The 14,174-nt window shown below is 56.3% G+C and carries 13 protein-coding genes; 11 read left to right on the top strand and 2 right to left on the bottom strand.

What is annotated here, in order from left to right:
• Positions 1-7 precede the first annotated feature (7 nt).
• Positions 8-880 carry an oxaloacetate decarboxylase gene (locus tag B9Z49_RS07100; protein WP_108352727.1) on the top strand — a complete coding sequence of 291 codons (873 nt, stop codon included), beginning with the start codon at positions 8-10 and terminating at the stop codon, positions 878-880.
• A 201-nt stretch (positions 881-1,081) separates the two neighbouring features.
• Positions 1,082-2,101: a tripartite tricarboxylate transporter substrate binding protein gene (locus tag B9Z49_RS07095; protein WP_108352726.1), complete on the top strand. Its 1,020-nt coding sequence runs from the start codon at positions 1,082-1,084 to the stop codon at positions 2,099-2,101.
• 1 nt (position 2,102) lies between these two features.
• On the opposite strand, the gene B9Z49_RS07090 is transcribed toward B9Z49_RS07095, so the two are convergent.
• Positions 2,103-2,876 carry a FadR/GntR family transcriptional regulator gene (locus tag B9Z49_RS07090; protein WP_108352725.1) on the bottom strand — a complete coding sequence of 258 codons (774 nt, stop codon included), beginning with the start codon at positions 2,874-2,876 and terminating at the stop codon, positions 2,103-2,105.
• A gap of 223 nt (positions 2,877-3,099) precedes the next feature.
• Between B9Z49_RS07090 and B9Z49_RS07085 the strand changes: the two genes are divergently transcribed.
• From B9Z49_RS07085 to B9Z49_RS07075, 3 genes are read left to right on the top strand one after another with little or no spacing between them, the layout of a single operon-like run.
• Entirely contained in the window at positions 3,100-4,812 is a 1,713-nt protein-coding gene (locus tag B9Z49_RS07085) for an FAD-dependent oxidoreductase (protein ID WP_108352724.1), read from the top strand.
• A gap of 18 nt (positions 4,813-4,830) precedes the next feature.
• Entirely contained in the window at positions 4,831-5,073 is a 243-nt protein-coding gene (locus B9Z49_RS07080) for a DUF2783 domain-containing protein (RefSeq protein WP_108352723.1), read from the top strand.
• A 50-nt stretch (positions 5,074-5,123) separates the two neighbouring features.
• Positions 5,124-5,660, top strand: coding sequence for a VOC family protein (locus tag B9Z49_RS07075; RefSeq protein WP_108352722.1), 537 nt, complete (start codon positions 5,124-5,126; stop codon positions 5,658-5,660).
• A 288-nt stretch (positions 5,661-5,948) separates the two neighbouring features.
• Here the strand turns inward: B9Z49_RS07075 and B9Z49_RS07070 are convergent, their stop codons facing one another.
• The gene (locus B9Z49_RS07070) at positions 5,949-6,773 is read right to left on the bottom strand and encodes an IclR family transcriptional regulator (protein ID WP_108352815.1); all 825 of its coding nucleotides are present in this window, start codon (positions 6,771-6,773) and stop codon (positions 5,949-5,951) included.
• A gap of 144 nt (positions 6,774-6,917) precedes the next feature.
• Between B9Z49_RS07070 and B9Z49_RS07065 the strand changes: the two genes are divergently transcribed.
• The 6 genes from B9Z49_RS07065 (at position 6,918) to B9Z49_RS07040 (ending at position 14,162) form a co-directional block, all read left to right on the top strand.
• Complete coding sequence (locus tag B9Z49_RS07065) at positions 6,918-8,651, top strand: FAD-dependent oxidoreductase (RefSeq protein WP_108352721.1); 1,734 nt, start codon at positions 6,918-6,920, stop codon at positions 8,649-8,651.
• 9 nt (positions 8,652-8,660) lie between these two features.
• Positions 8,661-9,422, top strand: coding sequence for an SDR family NAD(P)-dependent oxidoreductase (locus B9Z49_RS07060; RefSeq protein ID WP_108352720.1), 762 nt, complete (start codon positions 8,661-8,663; stop codon positions 9,420-9,422).
• Between the two features lie 80 nt (positions 9,423-9,502).
• Positions 9,503-10,690 (top strand): ABC transporter substrate-binding protein, encoded by a 1,188-nt coding sequence (locus tag B9Z49_RS07055; RefSeq protein ID WP_233254541.1) that lies wholly within the window; start codon positions 9,503-9,505, stop codon positions 10,688-10,690.
• Positions 10,691-10,743: 53 nt separating this feature from the next.
• Positions 10,744-11,667: a branched-chain amino acid ABC transporter permease gene (locus B9Z49_RS07050; RefSeq protein ID WP_108352719.1), complete on the top strand. Its 924-nt coding sequence runs from the start codon at positions 10,744-10,746 to the stop codon at positions 11,665-11,667.
• Positions 11,664-13,436: an ATP-binding cassette domain-containing protein gene (locus tag B9Z49_RS07045; RefSeq protein WP_108352718.1), complete on the top strand. Its 1,773-nt coding sequence runs from the start codon at positions 11,664-11,666 to the stop codon at positions 13,434-13,436. Before B9Z49_RS07050 ends, B9Z49_RS07045 begins: the two co-directional genes overlap by 4 nt.
• 15 nt (positions 13,437-13,451) lie before the next feature.
• Positions 13,452-14,162 (top strand): ABC transporter ATP-binding protein, encoded by a 711-nt coding sequence (locus tag B9Z49_RS07040; protein WP_108352717.1) that lies wholly within the window; start codon positions 13,452-13,454, stop codon positions 14,160-14,162.
• Positions 14,163-14,174 lie beyond the last annotated feature (12 nt).

Below are 14,174 nucleotides of genomic sequence, written 5' to 3'. Positions count from 1 at the left end.
TTGCCCCATGAACTCAAAAATCTCTGTCCTGCGTGAGCGTTTGAACCAACCGGGTCTGGTGGTCGCGCCCGGTGTATTTGACATGGTGTCGCTGCGCCTGGCCGACAGCTTTGGCTTTGATGCGCTGTACATGACCGGCTACGGCACCGTGGCCTCGCACATGGGTCTGCCCGATGCGGGTCTGGCCACTTACAGCGACATGGTCGGCCGCGTCACCGCCATGGCGGGCATGGCCCGCACGCCGCTGATTGCCGATGCCGATACGGGCTACGGTGGCTTGCTCAACATGCGCCACACCATTCGGGGTTACGAAGCCGCAGGCGCTTGCGCCATCCAGCTTGAAGACCAAGAGTTCCCCAAAAAATGCGGCCACACCCCGGGCCGGCGCGTCATCCCCACGGCCGACATGGTGCGCAAAATCCAGGTGGCCGTCGATTCGCGCGCGTCCAAAGACTTCTTGATCATCGCCCGCACCGATGCCCGCACCACGCTGGGCCTGGATGAAGCGCTGCGCCGGGCTGAGGCCTATGCCAAGGCTGGGGCGGACATTTTGTTTGTCGAGTCGCCCGAGACCGAAGAAGAAATGCGCCGCATTGGCCAAAGCTTTGACCTGCCGCTGGTGGCCAACATGGTCGAGAAAGGCCGCACCCCGGTGCTGACCCGCCCCGAGCTGGAGGCGCTGGGCTACAAGATCGCCATCTTCCCGGTCACCGCCTTGCTGGCGGGCGTGCAGGCCATGACGCAGGTGTACCAACAGTTCAAGGACACGGGCTCGTCGGCCAAGGGCGACACGCCTTTGTACGACTTCGCCGACCTGACCAAGCTCATGGGTTTTGAAGACGTGTGGGCTTTTGAAAAGCGCTACGCTGAAACCAATTGATTTTTATTGATGTGCCCCCGTAGGAGCCTACCCCGTGGGTGATGGGCGTGGGACACGCCCTGATCAGCATCGCCCACCAAGCCATCGCCCACGGGGTGGGCTCCTACGGGGAGCGGGTCCATAGCCACCGAGTTGCACTTGACGGTGCAAAAAATTTGAAACTTCAGCGTGCCAGATCCATCAAACCCCAAGGAGACAAATATGACCTCATTGAAATCATCCCCCCGCCGCCACTGGCTGCAAACCCTGCTGGCCACTGGACTGGCCGCCAGTGTGTGCGGCGGCTTGGCCCTGAGCGCCAGCACCGCTGCTGCGCAAGCTGCCTACCCCGCCAAACCCATTCGCCTGGTCGTGCCCTTTGCGACCGGTGGGGTGACCGACACCAGCGGCCGTCTGATCGCCGAGCAGTTGTCCAAGCGCTTGGGCCAACAGGTGATCGTGGACAACAAGCCCGGCGCATCCGGCAGCATCGGCACGCAAATGGTGGCCGCGGCCGCGCCCGACGGCTACACCCTGCTGCTGGGCTTTGACGGGACCTTGGTGATCTACCCGCATTCGGCGCCCAAAGTGGGTTTTGACACCGTCAAAGACTTTGCCCCGATCGGCAAGATCGGCGACGCAATTTTGATTTTGGTGTCGCACCCAGGCGTGCCCGCCAAGTCACTGCAACAAGTGATCGCCTTGTCCAAAACCCAGCCGGGCGGCTTGTCGTATGGCTCTTCGGGCACGGGCGGCACGCCGCACATCGCCGGCGAATTGCTCAAGCAGCGCACCGGCGCCAACCTGACGCACATCCCCTACAAAGGCGGCGGTCAGGCCATGATCGACTTGCTGGGCGGCAACATCCCGCTGGTTTACACCGCCGTGGCGGGTGCCATTTCACACGTCAAATCAGGCAAGTTGCATGCGGTGGCGGTGTCCAGCGCGCAGCGCGCCCCGTCCCTGCCCGATGTGCCCACCTTCATCGAATCGGGCGTGGCCGATTTCGACATCAACTCCTGGGTGGGCCTGTTGGCCCCAGCCAAAACGCCCCAAGCGATTGTGGACAAGCTCAACACCGAACTGAACGCGGTGCTGAACGACCCGGCTGTGCGCGAGCGCCTGAACACCCTGGGCATCACCGCCAGCCCTGGCGGCCCTGAGCGCTTTGGCCGCGACATGGCGCGTGACCTGTCGCGCTACGCGGCGGTGGTCAAAGCGGCGGGCATCAAGGCCGAGTGATTCAGCCCTGCAGCCCTTTGACCAAGGGCTGCGCCAGCCGCTCGCCTTCTTGCACCCAAAAGGCCGGGTCGGCTTTGCGGATGCGGTCGATGGCGTTGCCCATGTGCGCGGCAGCGGCTTGCCGGGCCTGCACAGAATCACCGGCCTGCACGGCCTGCAAGATGGCCTGGTGCTCGCTGCGCACGGCGGCTGTAAAGTCGCCACGCCGGGCCTCGTTGGCCCGCGTGACCTGAGTGGCCCCGTGCAGGAACTGGCTGAGGTAGCCCAATGTCTGGATCAGAAAAGGATTGTGTGTGGCCTCGGCAATCGCCCGGTGGAAATGCACATCTTCGGCCACACCATCGCCACCCGACTGGACAGCCTGTTCCAGCGCCTTGACCGCTTGTTCGATGGCCAGCAGGTCGCTGGCACTGCGCCGCTCGGCCGCCAACGCCGCCACCTCGGCCTCCAAAGCGCGGCGTACCTCCACCATCTGAATCACGGCCTCTTGCGAAGCGGCTTGCCGGGCTTCGAACTGCAGCGGCGCAAAGGGCAGTTGCTGCCTGACAAACACCCCGCTGCCCTGGCGCGAGTCCACCAGACCCAGAGATTTGAGGCGCGACACCGCCTCGCGCACGACGGTGCGGCTGACGGCGAATTGCTCAACCAAGCGCGCCTCGGTGGGCAGTTTGTCGCCCGGCGCCAAACGACCTTGCTTGATCTCGGCGCTCAATTGCTCCGCCACCTGATCGGACAAACGGGCACCGCTGGAGACGGGGGTGAAGTGCTGGCTCATGGAGTTGTCATACAAAAAACAAATCTAAGCATAACGGGCTGAGCAACGGGGTGCTGTCAAACAGGTGTCGTTGGGCGTTGGGGGCTGGGTGTTGCGTTCAACCCATCACGCTTAACCCTCAACGCTGAACCCCTTAGAATTACGTTTAGGTAAATTGATTTATCAATGGTAAATTACGGCCTGGGCACCGCAGGGTGCTTTTTGACCATTCTGGAGCTCGCACATGGGTGCTTACGTCAACCCGATTTATCCGTACAAGTCACCAGCCGACTTGATGTCCACGCCGCCGCAGCGCAAGCCGTTGATCGTCATTGGCGCAGGGCCTGTGGGCTTGGCCGCGGCCATTGATGCCCGCTTGCAGGGGCTTGAGGTGCTGGTGCTGGACGACGACAAGACCGTGTCGGTCGGCTCGCGGGCGGTGTGCTACGCCAAGCGCTCGCTCGAAATTCTGGACCGTTTGGGCATTGCCGACGAGGCTTGTGGCTTGGGCGTGAGCTGGAACATTGGCCGCACTTTTTTGGAAGAAGACGAGGTCTACCAGTTCAACCTGGTGCCCGACGCGGGCCACAAGCGCCCCGGCATGATCAATCTGCAGCAATACCATGTTGAGGAAATGCTGATTGCCCGAGCGTTGGAGCTGGGCGCGGACATTCGCTGGCAGCACAAAGTCACTGCCGTCACCCGCCACGATGAAGGCCACGACGCACACGCCACGCTGACGGTGGAAACGCCCGAAGGCACGTTTGACATTGAAGCCGACTGGCTGGTGGTGGCCGACGGCGCACGCAGCCCGATCCGCCGCCATTTGGGGCTGGACATCGAAGGCCGCGTGTTCCAGGACCGCTTTTTGATCGCCGACGTGATCATGAAAGCCGACTACCCGGCCGAGCGCTGGTTCTGGTTCGACCCGCCCTTTCACCCCAACCAAAGCGTGCTGCTGCACAAGCAAAGCAACAACGTCTGGCGCATCGATTTTCAGCTGGGCTGGGACGCCGACCCCGAAGAGGAAAAGAAGCCCGAAAAAGTCATCCCGCGCCTGAAGGCCATGCTGGGCGACGAGCGCCCGTTTGAGCTGGAGTGGGTCAGCATCTACACCTTCCAGTGCCGCCGCATGACCGACTTCCGTCACGGCCGCGTGCTGTTTGCAGGCGACGCGGCTCACCAGGTCTCACCCTTTGGCGCACGCGGGGCCAACTCGGGTTTTCAGGACGCAGACGATTTGATGTGGAAACTGGGCTTGGTCATCAAGGGCCAGGCTAGTGAGAAATTGCTCGACACCTACGCGATGGACCGCGAATTTGCCGCCGACGAAAACATCATGAACTCGACGCGCTCGACCGACTTCATCACGCCCAAGAGCCGCACCAGCAAGACCTTTCGCAACCAGGTGCTGGCGCTGGCCAAGCACCACCCGTTTGCGCGCAAGCTGGTCAACTCGGGCCGCCTGTCCATGCCGTCCTTCCTGACCGATTCGATGCTCAACACGCCCGATGCCGAAGCGTTTGAAGGCAACATGGTGCCTGGCGCGCCGATGGACGATGCGCCCGTCCAAGTGAACGGACAAGATGCTTGGTTGCTCAACCAAGTGGGCAAGGGTTTTCAGGTCATGTTGTTTGTGGATGCGCCGCTCTCGCCCGATGTGCTGGCGCAACTTGCAGATGTCTCCTTGCATGGTGGGAGCACGCCCCTGCGCGCGATTGCTTCTCCCATCCAGCCAACTCTGCTCATCGTCGCCCCAAGCCCCTTGAACATCCCCAGCATGAACGTCATCGTCGACACCCAAGGCCTGGTGGCCAAGCGCTATGACGCGCAACCCGGCACCACCTATTTGCTGCGCCCCGACCAGCATGTGCTCGCCCGCTGGCGCACCCTGGACACCGACCGGGTGCAAGCGGCCATGGCCCGCGCCTTGGGTCAAGTGGGCACACCTGCCTGAAGCCCTTAGAGAACCGACATGCCCACCGACACACCCACAACCCTAATCACCGCGCCCCACTTCCACGAGGCCGGACGCCGATTTTTTCGCGACTTTTCACCGGGTGACGAGTTTTACGAAAACTTGATCGACGCCCACAACGGCCTGAGCGACGAACAAAGCGAAGCACTCAACGCCCGCCTGATTTTGCTGCTGGCCAACCACATTGGCGACTTGCGCGTGCTGCGCGAGGCATTGCAAGCCGCCCGCCAAACCGACTGAGCCCAACGACTGAGCCCACTGACAAGTCGCACTGAACACCGGAGACCGCCATGAAAATCAACCGCATCCACCACGCCGCTTACCGCTGCAAAGACGCCAAAGCCACTGTCGAGTGGTACGTGAAAAACCTGAACATGGATTTCGTGCTGGCCATCGCCGAAGACTTGGTGCCCTCCACCAAGGCCCCTGATCCTTACATGCATGTGTTCCTGGACGCGGGTGGCGGCAACGTGCTGGCCTTTTTTGAACTGCCCAACTCACCCGAAATGGGCCGTGACGAAAACACCCCCGCTTGGGTGCAACACATTGCTTTTCAAGTTGACAGCCTTCAAGCGCTGGAAGACGCCAAGGCCCGCCTGCAAGCCAACGGCGTAGAGGTGCTGGGCCCGACCAACCACACCATTTTCAAGAGCATCTACTTCTTTGACCCGAACGGCCACCGCCTGGAACTGGCCGCCGACGTGGGCACGCCCGAGATGTACGCCAAGCTCGACGCGTGCAAATGGGAGATGCTCAACGAGTGGGCGCAAACCAAACGCGCCCCCAAACACGCGGCCTGGATGCACGAGACCGAGTTGACCAACTGAAGCAGCTTGACGCCAGGGGCTGGGCCTGATGGCCCGGCAAGTCGGGTTTTGGCGCTAGCTCCGGACAAGATAGACCTGGGTTATTAGGTCTCCAACGACTGATTTGCAGCGTTAGGAGACATCGGCTAAAAGCGCTGGCTGCCAGCTACCGGCCAGTAGCAGTCATCGATCTTTATAGTTCTCATGACCGATAAAGGCTAAGAAAAAAGATGGGAAGCCCTGTTAGCCAAGGTTGCCAATAGCTACCTGCCCGTTAGCGAGGACTTCAACCATCACTTGTCTTAATGATCACGTTGCGTGATGGCCCAGCCGTTTTGAAATTGACTCGGCACAGACCCGCAGTGCCTTGGCCGCCCGTCCATCCCAATCAGTGTCAAATGTTCCAGTGGGCCCCATGATCGTGATGGCCAAAACGATGTTGCCGGAATAGTCAAAGACAGGGGCAGAGAAAGAGGCGACACCTGGCGTAGGGTGGTTGACGCCTCGCGAGAGTTTTCTGGTGCGGGCTTCTTCAATCATCCTTTCAACGACCTTTTCTTCAAGAGGATGAGCGATGTCAGGCCCTAATCGAATCCGGTCCTCCAACATCATCTTTTCGATCAGTTTACGCGGCAGAAAAGCCGAGAAAACACGGCCAGTGGCAGTGTTGACGAGCGACATCACTGATCCGGTTCGGATATTGGTGTGCACGGGATAGCTTGCATCGATTAGTCGCACGATCACCGGGCCCAGATTGCCCCAGACCGCAATCGCGACGCTGTGAGTGGTCTCTTGGGCAAGGGCTTCTGCGAACGGAGTGGCCTCACGCACAGGGTTCATTGTTTGCAGACTGATCAACCCCAGCTGGATCGCCATGGGGCCTAAAAAGTAATACCCAGTAAAAGGGTCCTGTGCTACCAAGCCAATCTTCGCAAAACTCACCAAATACGGATGAATTTTTCCTGAAGGCATGTTGGCCGCTTTCACCAAGTCCTTTAACGCCATGGGCCTTGGCTCTGAAGCGAGAACCTTAAGGATTTCCCCTCCCACCTCAATCGATTGAATACCACGCCGCTCGCGTTCTGGTGTGGGCTCCGAAACGTTTTTTAAATTGATTGGATGGATTTTAGGCATGGCTGGAATCATACGCACCAATTATTAGTCAATGTCTAGCACGCTAGTACAGGGTAAATCCCTAAACATCATTTAGCTTGCTAGGTTTAAATTAGCGCTAATGCGATGAGTAATTGATCTTCCATTCCTTAGAAAGAGATTTCAATGTCGGTAAAAAATCAGCTTGATTGCGATGTTCTGGTTGTGGGGTCGGGTGTGGCAGGCATGTCTGCTGCGGTTACGAGCGCCATCCGTGGTTTGAAAGTCGTTGTGGCAGAAAAGGCCTCTTTCTACGGGGGGACGACATCCCGTTCTGGCGGCTGGCTCTGGATTCCGAACACCCAGATGGCCAAAGCCTTGGGCCATGTCGAGCGCCCAGATCAGGCACTGACCTACATCAAGGATCAGGCTGGTGACAACTTTGATGAAAAGCGCGTGCGCGCGTTTATCGAAAACGGTCCCAAGTGCGTCGAATTTTTCACATCCAAGACGGTGGTGCAGTTCGATATGCCGCTGACATTCCCTGACTACCATGCGGAGGCACCAGGCGCTGCGCAAGGTGGTCGCTCATTTGTGACACGCCCTATGGACGCTCGCGAGATGGGGCCGCTGCTCAAAGACCTTGGCCCTGTGCTTCCAGAGTTGACAGTCTTCGGCCTCACGATCGGTTCAGGGAAAGACATCATCCACTTCATGCGAGCCTCGCGATCTTTAGAGTCGGCCTGGTACGTGACAAAGCGCCTGACCAAACATTTTTTGGAGGTCTTGCGTTACGGCCGTGGTATGACGCTGACCAATGGCAATGCCTTGGCTGCGCGATTGGCGAAGTCGGCGGCGAATTTATCAGTGCCGGTGCTGTTGTCTTCTCCTGTTACGCAATTGTTGCGCGACGGGGAGCGAGTAACTGGAGCGGTTTTAGAACAACAAGGTCAAAGGGTCAAGGTCAATGCCAGGATGGGAGTGGTGCTGGCAAGCGGGGGTATTCCACATGACGAGGTGCGGAAAAAAAAGGTCTACCCCCACGTTCGTTCAGGCCATCAGCATTGGTCACCAACTCCGCATTCCAATACCGGCGATGGGGCACGCATGGCAGAGGCCGTAGGTGGCGTATTTGATGACACCTTGCAGCATGCTGCAGCATGGACTCCGATGTCGCTGGTGCCGCGCAAGGACGGGAGTACGGGCATCATGCCGCACTTCATCGATCGCGCTAAACCCGGGGTAATCGCGGTCAATCAGGATGGCAAGCGCTGCACTAACGAAGCCAATTCATACCACGATGTCGTGCAAGCCATTGTTGAGTCTTCCGTCAGCAAGGAGGACAGTTTTTGCTGGCTAGTGGCTGATCACCGCGCCATTCGCCGTTATGGACTTGGATTTGTTAAGCCGTTCCCCATGCCTATGGGCGAACACCTGCGCAACGGGTATCTGAAAAAGGGGGGAACGGTAGCCGAACTTGCACAAAAAATTGGTGTGAGTACCTCCGCACTAGAAGAAACCATCAACCGCTACAACGAGAACGCTCAGTTCGGTCGGGATCCCGAATTTGGTCGTGGCAGCAAAGCCTACAACCGGTATCAAGGCGATGCACTGCACAGCCCGAACCCCTGTGTGGAGCCACTGAGGACAGGACCTTTCTATGCCATCAAGCTAGTACCTGGCGACATTGGCTCCTTCATGGGTCTGAAAACAAATGAAAACGGCCAAGTGATCCGTACCGATGGCAATCCGATTGAAGGACTTTATGCCGCTGGCAATGATGCAGCCAGCATCATGGGCGGCGAGTACACCGGGGCAGGCATCACCTTGGGACCAGGTCTGACCTTTGGCTACATCGCAGCAAATCATATAGCCGATCAGGTTAAAGCCACACAGTCCGCTCCCGCTCACGTTGCCTGAGGAGGAACCATGGATATCCCAAAAATTCTTATTGGTCGCACGGTTTTCATCACAGGAGCTGGACAGGGCAATGGCAAAGCTATCGCCATAGGATTAGCAGAGGCTGGTGCCAAGATCGTAGTCACAGACCTCAATCGCGAGAATGCTGATGCGACGGCCGAAATCATTCAAAGCAAAGGGGGACAAGCTTGGAGCTTTGGCCTAGATGTGACCTCGGCGGAGCAATGCGCTGAAACTGCTCGCCATGTCGCCAAGGACGTGGGCGCTGTGGATGTATTGGTCAACAACGCCGGCATTCTCATCCGCGAAGGCATTGACAGCCCGAATGCAGCCAAAAATCTGCAACTGATCATGAGAGTCAATGTCGAGGGCACTTTCAATGTCACGCATGCGTTCCTATCTGATCTTCGGAAAACGAAAGGCACGATAGTCAACGTAGCTTCTGTAGCCTCCTTTGCCGGCTGGCCAAACACTCTGGGCTATGCCCCATCGAAAGGGGCCGTCAAACAGCTCACACAATCTCTGGCGGCTGATTTGGCCAAGGACGGCATACGGGTCAATGCGATCGCTCCGGGAGTGATTGCCACCGCCATGTCGGCTTCTACGCGGGCGGATCCTGCGAAGCTGGAGAAATTCCTCACCCGCATCCCGATGGGGCGGGTCGCAGAGCCTGAGGAGTTGGTGGGGGCAGTTCTGTTCCTCGCATCCTCTATGTCGACTTACGTCACTGGCGTGACGATTCCAGTCGACGGCGGGTTCTTGGCAGTCTGATTTCCACTGCGGCCGGGATCTCGCGCACGGCCGTATTTTTCCAAAGCGAGTACCTCAACTTTCCAAACAAGGAGACAACCATGTCCAAATTCAAAATGACCCGGCGTATGGCCATCCTTACGGCTGCATCGCTTATGAGCTTAGCCACTGCAGCGCAGGAGATCAAGCTCGGCTTCAACGGTGACCTGTCGGCATCTCCCTCCGCACAGAGCGGTGCTGCGGGCGTTCTCGGTATTCAAGCTGCAATCGAGGACATCAATGCTGCCGGTGGTATCAATGGCCGCAAACTGACCTTGGTCATTAGAGACGACCAGTCTCAGCCGCCCAAATCGATTCAGAACATGAGCGATCTGATCGACAACGTGAAGGTTGCTGCGGTCTTTGGCCCAACTAACTCTGGAAATGCGTTGGCCTGGAAACACATTCCTAATCAGAAAAAAGTTATTTCTATGGGCATGATCGGTGGTGGCACTGACATCACTAAAGGCACTGGTGGCGACAATTACATGTTCCGTGTGTCGATGGTTGATCGCGAACAGGTCGCAGGTCTCATGGCCTACGCTCAAAAAGCTGGCTATAAAAAAGTCGGTCTGCTGACCGAAACCACGGGCTATGGCGCAGGTGGACTTAAGGACATGCAGGAAATCGGAAAACTGCACGGCATTGACGTTTCAGTGGCAGAAAAATTTGCTGTTGCCGATACCGATATGACTTCGCAGCTCAACAAAATGAAAGCGGCGGGTGTGGATGCCGTTGCCATTTGGGCGCAGGGCACCCCCACCGGACAGTTGATGCGCTCGATGGAAAAGATCAACTACTTCCCTCCAGTTTTGTCCTCCTGGGCGGCTGACAACATCACTTTCTACGATGCCGCTGGAAAGACGCTGGCAGAAAAGCCTATTTTCATGCGCACCATGGTCGATCCATCGACGCCCAAGCAGAAACAGCTTTTCGACCGAACCAAGGCCAATCTGGCAGCGCCCAGTGCTTTCCCGTTCGTGGTGCACGGTTATGACGCAGTGCAACTGATTGCAGCTTCAATTCGCCAGGCTGGTGGTACCGATGGCGAAAAAATGCGAGCTGCACTGGAAGATCTGAAAGATCCCGTGGCGGGCACCATGAAGACATACAACAAGCCTTTTAGCAAAACCCAGCGTGAAGCGCTGACAGCCTCCGACTTTGCATTTGTTAAGTGGGATGCCGGCAAATTGGTTCAGGTAAGTGATCCAGTTATCAAGGCATTGACATCTGCAGACTTCAAACGCTGACGTTTATGGGGGGGCGTGCGAAAAAACGGCCCCGCTTCAACAGGATTTTAAAAATGGAAATCGCTCTATTGCAGGCGCTCCTGAGTGGGGCTGCCGTGGGAAGCACATATGCGCTTGTTGCGTTGGGTTTCAGCGTCACGTTCACCACCACCAAGACACTTAATTTTTCTCACGGTGAGTTTGTCTCAGCTGGAGCATTCATCGGCATGAGCGTGTTATTTCTGGCGCTTGGAAAACCCATCACTTCAACCTCGTTTGGAGGGGAGATCACAGGCAATGGCGCGCAACTGTTGGCGCTGCTAGCGGCATTGGGCGTGATGGGTTTACTGGGCTGGTTGTTGTATTTGCTTGGTGTACGGCCTTTTTCCCGTAAGCCTGGAATGTCTTGGGTTATGAGCACGCTGGGATTCGGCGTGATCCTGCAAAGCATTGGATTGGCTATCTGGGGAGCCAAACCTGTCGTTGTCCCAGGTCCTGTCGGTGATGAAGTTATTCGTCTGTGGGGAATCGGTATACGTCCACAGGAAATTTTGATGTTGGTGGTTTCTGTCTCCATCATGGTGTTGTTCGATCATGTCATGCGCAAGACCATGGTTGGGAAAGCCATGCGGGCAGTAGCACATAACCCCAATGTTGCCAGCTTGATGGGCATCAATGTCAACGCCATGATGATTGGCGCATTCGTGGTCAGTTCAGCACTCGCAGGATTGTCAGGCTTTATGCTGGCACCTATTGCGCAGGCTTCGTTATTCATGGGTTTGGCAGTGGGCTTGAAAGGTTTTTCAGCCGCTATGGTCGGCGGGCTGAACAATGCGCGTGGTTGTGTTCTTGGTGGTTTTCTATTGGGAGTTCTGGAGTCCATGGTCAACCTTTGGTCGGCGCAGTGGCGTGAAGTGACCATTTTTGCACTCGTGATCGTGGTTTTGGCGGTACGCCCCACAGGCCTGTTCGGTACAAAGATGGTGGAAAAGGTATGAGCAACCTCAAACATTTCCTGGGGGTTACCCTTTTTGTGCTGATCTTGGGCACCATTACGGCCAGTATCGGAAACGACTATTACCTGCGCATCATTTTCATGATGTGTATTTACTATCTGTGCGGCGTCGGTATGAACGTGCTGGTAGGGTATGCAGGCCAAAAATCGTTAGGTCAGGCGGGCCTGTTTGCTGCTGGGGCATACGCAGTGGCTTTGCTGACAACTCGAACTGAAATTGGCGCAGCCACAGCGTTGGTTCTGGCAACAGTAATTTCCGGCTTGTTCGGCGTCTTTATTGCGCTGCCTTCTCTGCGCGTCAAGGGTCCTTATCTTGCAATGGTAACGATGGCCTTTGGCATCGTTATTGAAAAGTTGGTGTCAGAGTGGTCGGATGTCTTCGGAGGTGCCACCGGCATCTATGGCATCAAGCCGCTTTCTTGGGGAGACCAACCTTTCACCATTCAGCATTGGGTGTGGTTTGCTATCTTTATATCGGCTTCGGCTCACCTCTTGATTCGTAATCTGATGTCAGGTCGCTTCGGTCGTGCCATGCTTTCCTTGCAAGCAGATGAAATTGCCTCTGCCTCTGTGGGTGTCCGGGTCTACCGCGCAAAAGTGGTGGCTTTTGTGATAGCTGCCACCACGTGCGGATTGGCGGGCGCGCTTGTAGCCCAGCAAAATCAATACATCAACTCGGATTTCATTACCTTCCACCTGTCGATTTTCATACTACTGCTTGTCTTGTTCGGCGGAGTTGGCAATTTGTATGGTCCCTTGGTCGGAGCAGTCTTGCTTACTGCTATCGATGCCTCATTGGCACGCTGGCCATCGGTGCAACATCTGGTGTATGGCGCACTCTTGTTGTTTGCGATGTTTGTGATGCCAACGGGTGTAATGGGGGTATTGCAAAAGTGGGTCAAACGCAATACCGTCAATTTGGACGTTGAAAAGTCCACGATCACAGAATCTGATCTACGGAAGAATTTTGGCGGGTCTGGTGATTTGCTGATCGTCGAGGGTCTTAGCAAGGCCTACGGTGGCATAAAGCCTGCGCAAAACGTGAGCTTCAAACTTCAACATGACCATGTACACGCTCTGATCGGACCGAACGGTGCCGGCAAGACCACCATGATCAATATGCTCAGTGGTATTGTCACGCCTGATGCTGGCAGTATTCAGTTTGATGGGCACAATCTCATTGGACAGGAAGCACACAACATCTGTTCCTTGGGCATTGGGCGAACTTTTCAGAATCTTCGTCTGTTCAGTGAACTTTCAGTGCTGGACAACGTTATGCTGGGTCGCCATTCCCGTATGCGAAATGGATTTTTGTCGTCGCTGTTTGCTTTGCCAATAGCCCAAATGCAAGAAAGAGCTGCGAGGCAGCATGCATTGGCAGTGCTCGATCTGGTTGGTTTGACAAAGCTACAAGGGACGCCTGCGGGAAGTTTGCCCTACGGCCTACAGCGCAGGGTAGAGCTAGCGAGGGCCTTGGCAACTGAGCCCAAACTCCTATTGCTTGATGAGCCTGCAGCAGGTCTGAATCCTCAAGAAACTGCTGAACTTGGGCAGTTGTTGGTGAAGATCAGCCGACTGGGAACAACCATTCTCATGGTGGAGCATCACATGGACTTGGTCATGGCGATATCAGACCATGTGATTGTTCTTGACTATGGTATCAAGATTGCAGAAGGTAAGCCATCAGACATTCAGAAAAATCCCAAAGTGATCGAAGCCTACTTGGGCGGTGAAGCTGTCTTGGCCGCATGAAACACAAGGAAAAAAATGCTCAAGTTACAAGACATTCGTATCTCCTACGGTGCCGTCGAAGCTGTTAAAGGGGTCAACCTTGAGGTGCGAGAGGGAGAAGTGGTGACAATCATCGGTGCCAATGGCGCTGGCAAATCCACACTGCTCAAAAGCATTGTTGGACTGGAAAAACCGCAAAGCGGCTCCATCCATTTCAGTGGACAAGACATCACCTATGCACCTGCCCACAAACGCGTAGGCATGGGTCTAGCATTGTCGCCTGAGGGTCGCGGGGTGTTCCCAGATCAGACAGTTCGAGAAAATCTTATGCTGGGAGCCTATGCACACCAGGGGAATCCGGCACAGGTTGAAGACCTGATTGAAAAAGAGTTTCAAAGATTTCCCAGATTGAAAGAGCGTCAAAATCAGCTTGCTGGGACGATGTCTGGAGGTGAGCAGCAGATGTTGGCGATTTCACGGGCATTGATGAGCGAGCCCAAGCTTCTGCTGCTTGACGAGCCTTCATTAGGGTTGGCGCCCCTCATCATTGCTGAAATTTTTCGTTCCATTCGTCAACTCAGTGCTTCCGGGTTAACGATTTTGCTGGTGGAGCAAATGGCCAATCAAGCTTTGTCAGTGGCTGAGCGTGCCTATGTTTTGGAAACCGGAAAAATAATCCTTCAAGGCTCCGGGTCTGATCTCATGAAAGATCCTGCGGTTCGCGCTGCCTACCTTGGTGCGCACTGACTAAAAGGCACC

It is taken from the genome of Limnohabitans sp. 2KL-51 (genome assembly GCF_003063645.1).
GTDB lineage: Bacteria > Pseudomonadota > Gammaproteobacteria > Burkholderiales > Burkholderiaceae_C > Limnohabitans_A.
Note: the sequence above shows the minus strand (reverse complement) of the source record. Positions and strands in the feature narration are given on the sequence as shown.

Coding starts and splice junctions, on each gene's coding strand:
- B9Z49_RS07100 (WP_108352727.1), top strand. CDS start 8: ATGAACTCAAAAATCTCTGTCCTGCGTGAGCGTTTGAACCAACCGGGT.
- B9Z49_RS07095 (WP_108352726.1), top strand. CDS start 1,082: ATGACCTCATTGAAATCATCCCCCCGCCGCCACTGGCTGCAAACCCTG.
- B9Z49_RS07090 (WP_108352725.1), bottom strand. CDS start 2,876: ATGAGCCAGCACTTCACCCCCGTCTCCAGCGGTGCCCGTTTGTCCGAT.
- B9Z49_RS07085 (WP_108352724.1), top strand. CDS start 3,100: ATGGGTGCTTACGTCAACCCGATTTATCCGTACAAGTCACCAGCCGAC.
- B9Z49_RS07080 (WP_108352723.1), top strand. CDS start 4,831: ATGCCCACCGACACACCCACAACCCTAATCACCGCGCCCCACTTCCAC.
- B9Z49_RS07075 (WP_108352722.1), top strand. CDS start 5,124: ATGAAAATCAACCGCATCCACCACGCCGCTTACCGCTGCAAAGACGCC.
- B9Z49_RS07070 (WP_108352815.1), bottom strand. CDS start 6,773: ATGCCTAAAATCCATCCAATCAATTTAAAAAACGTTTCGGAGCCCACA.
- B9Z49_RS07065 (WP_108352721.1), top strand. CDS start 6,918: ATGTCGGTAAAAAATCAGCTTGATTGCGATGTTCTGGTTGTGGGGTCG.
- B9Z49_RS07060 (WP_108352720.1), top strand. CDS start 8,661: ATGGATATCCCAAAAATTCTTATTGGTCGCACGGTTTTCATCACAGGA.
- B9Z49_RS07055 (WP_233254541.1), top strand. CDS start 9,503: ATGTCCAAATTCAAAATGACCCGGCGTATGGCCATCCTTACGGCTGCA.
- B9Z49_RS07050 (WP_108352719.1), top strand. CDS start 10,744: ATGGAAATCGCTCTATTGCAGGCGCTCCTGAGTGGGGCTGCCGTGGGA.
- B9Z49_RS07045 (WP_108352718.1), top strand. CDS start 11,664: ATGAGCAACCTCAAACATTTCCTGGGGGTTACCCTTTTTGTGCTGATC.
- B9Z49_RS07040 (WP_108352717.1), top strand. CDS start 13,452: ATGCTCAAGTTACAAGACATTCGTATCTCCTACGGTGCCGTCGAAGCT.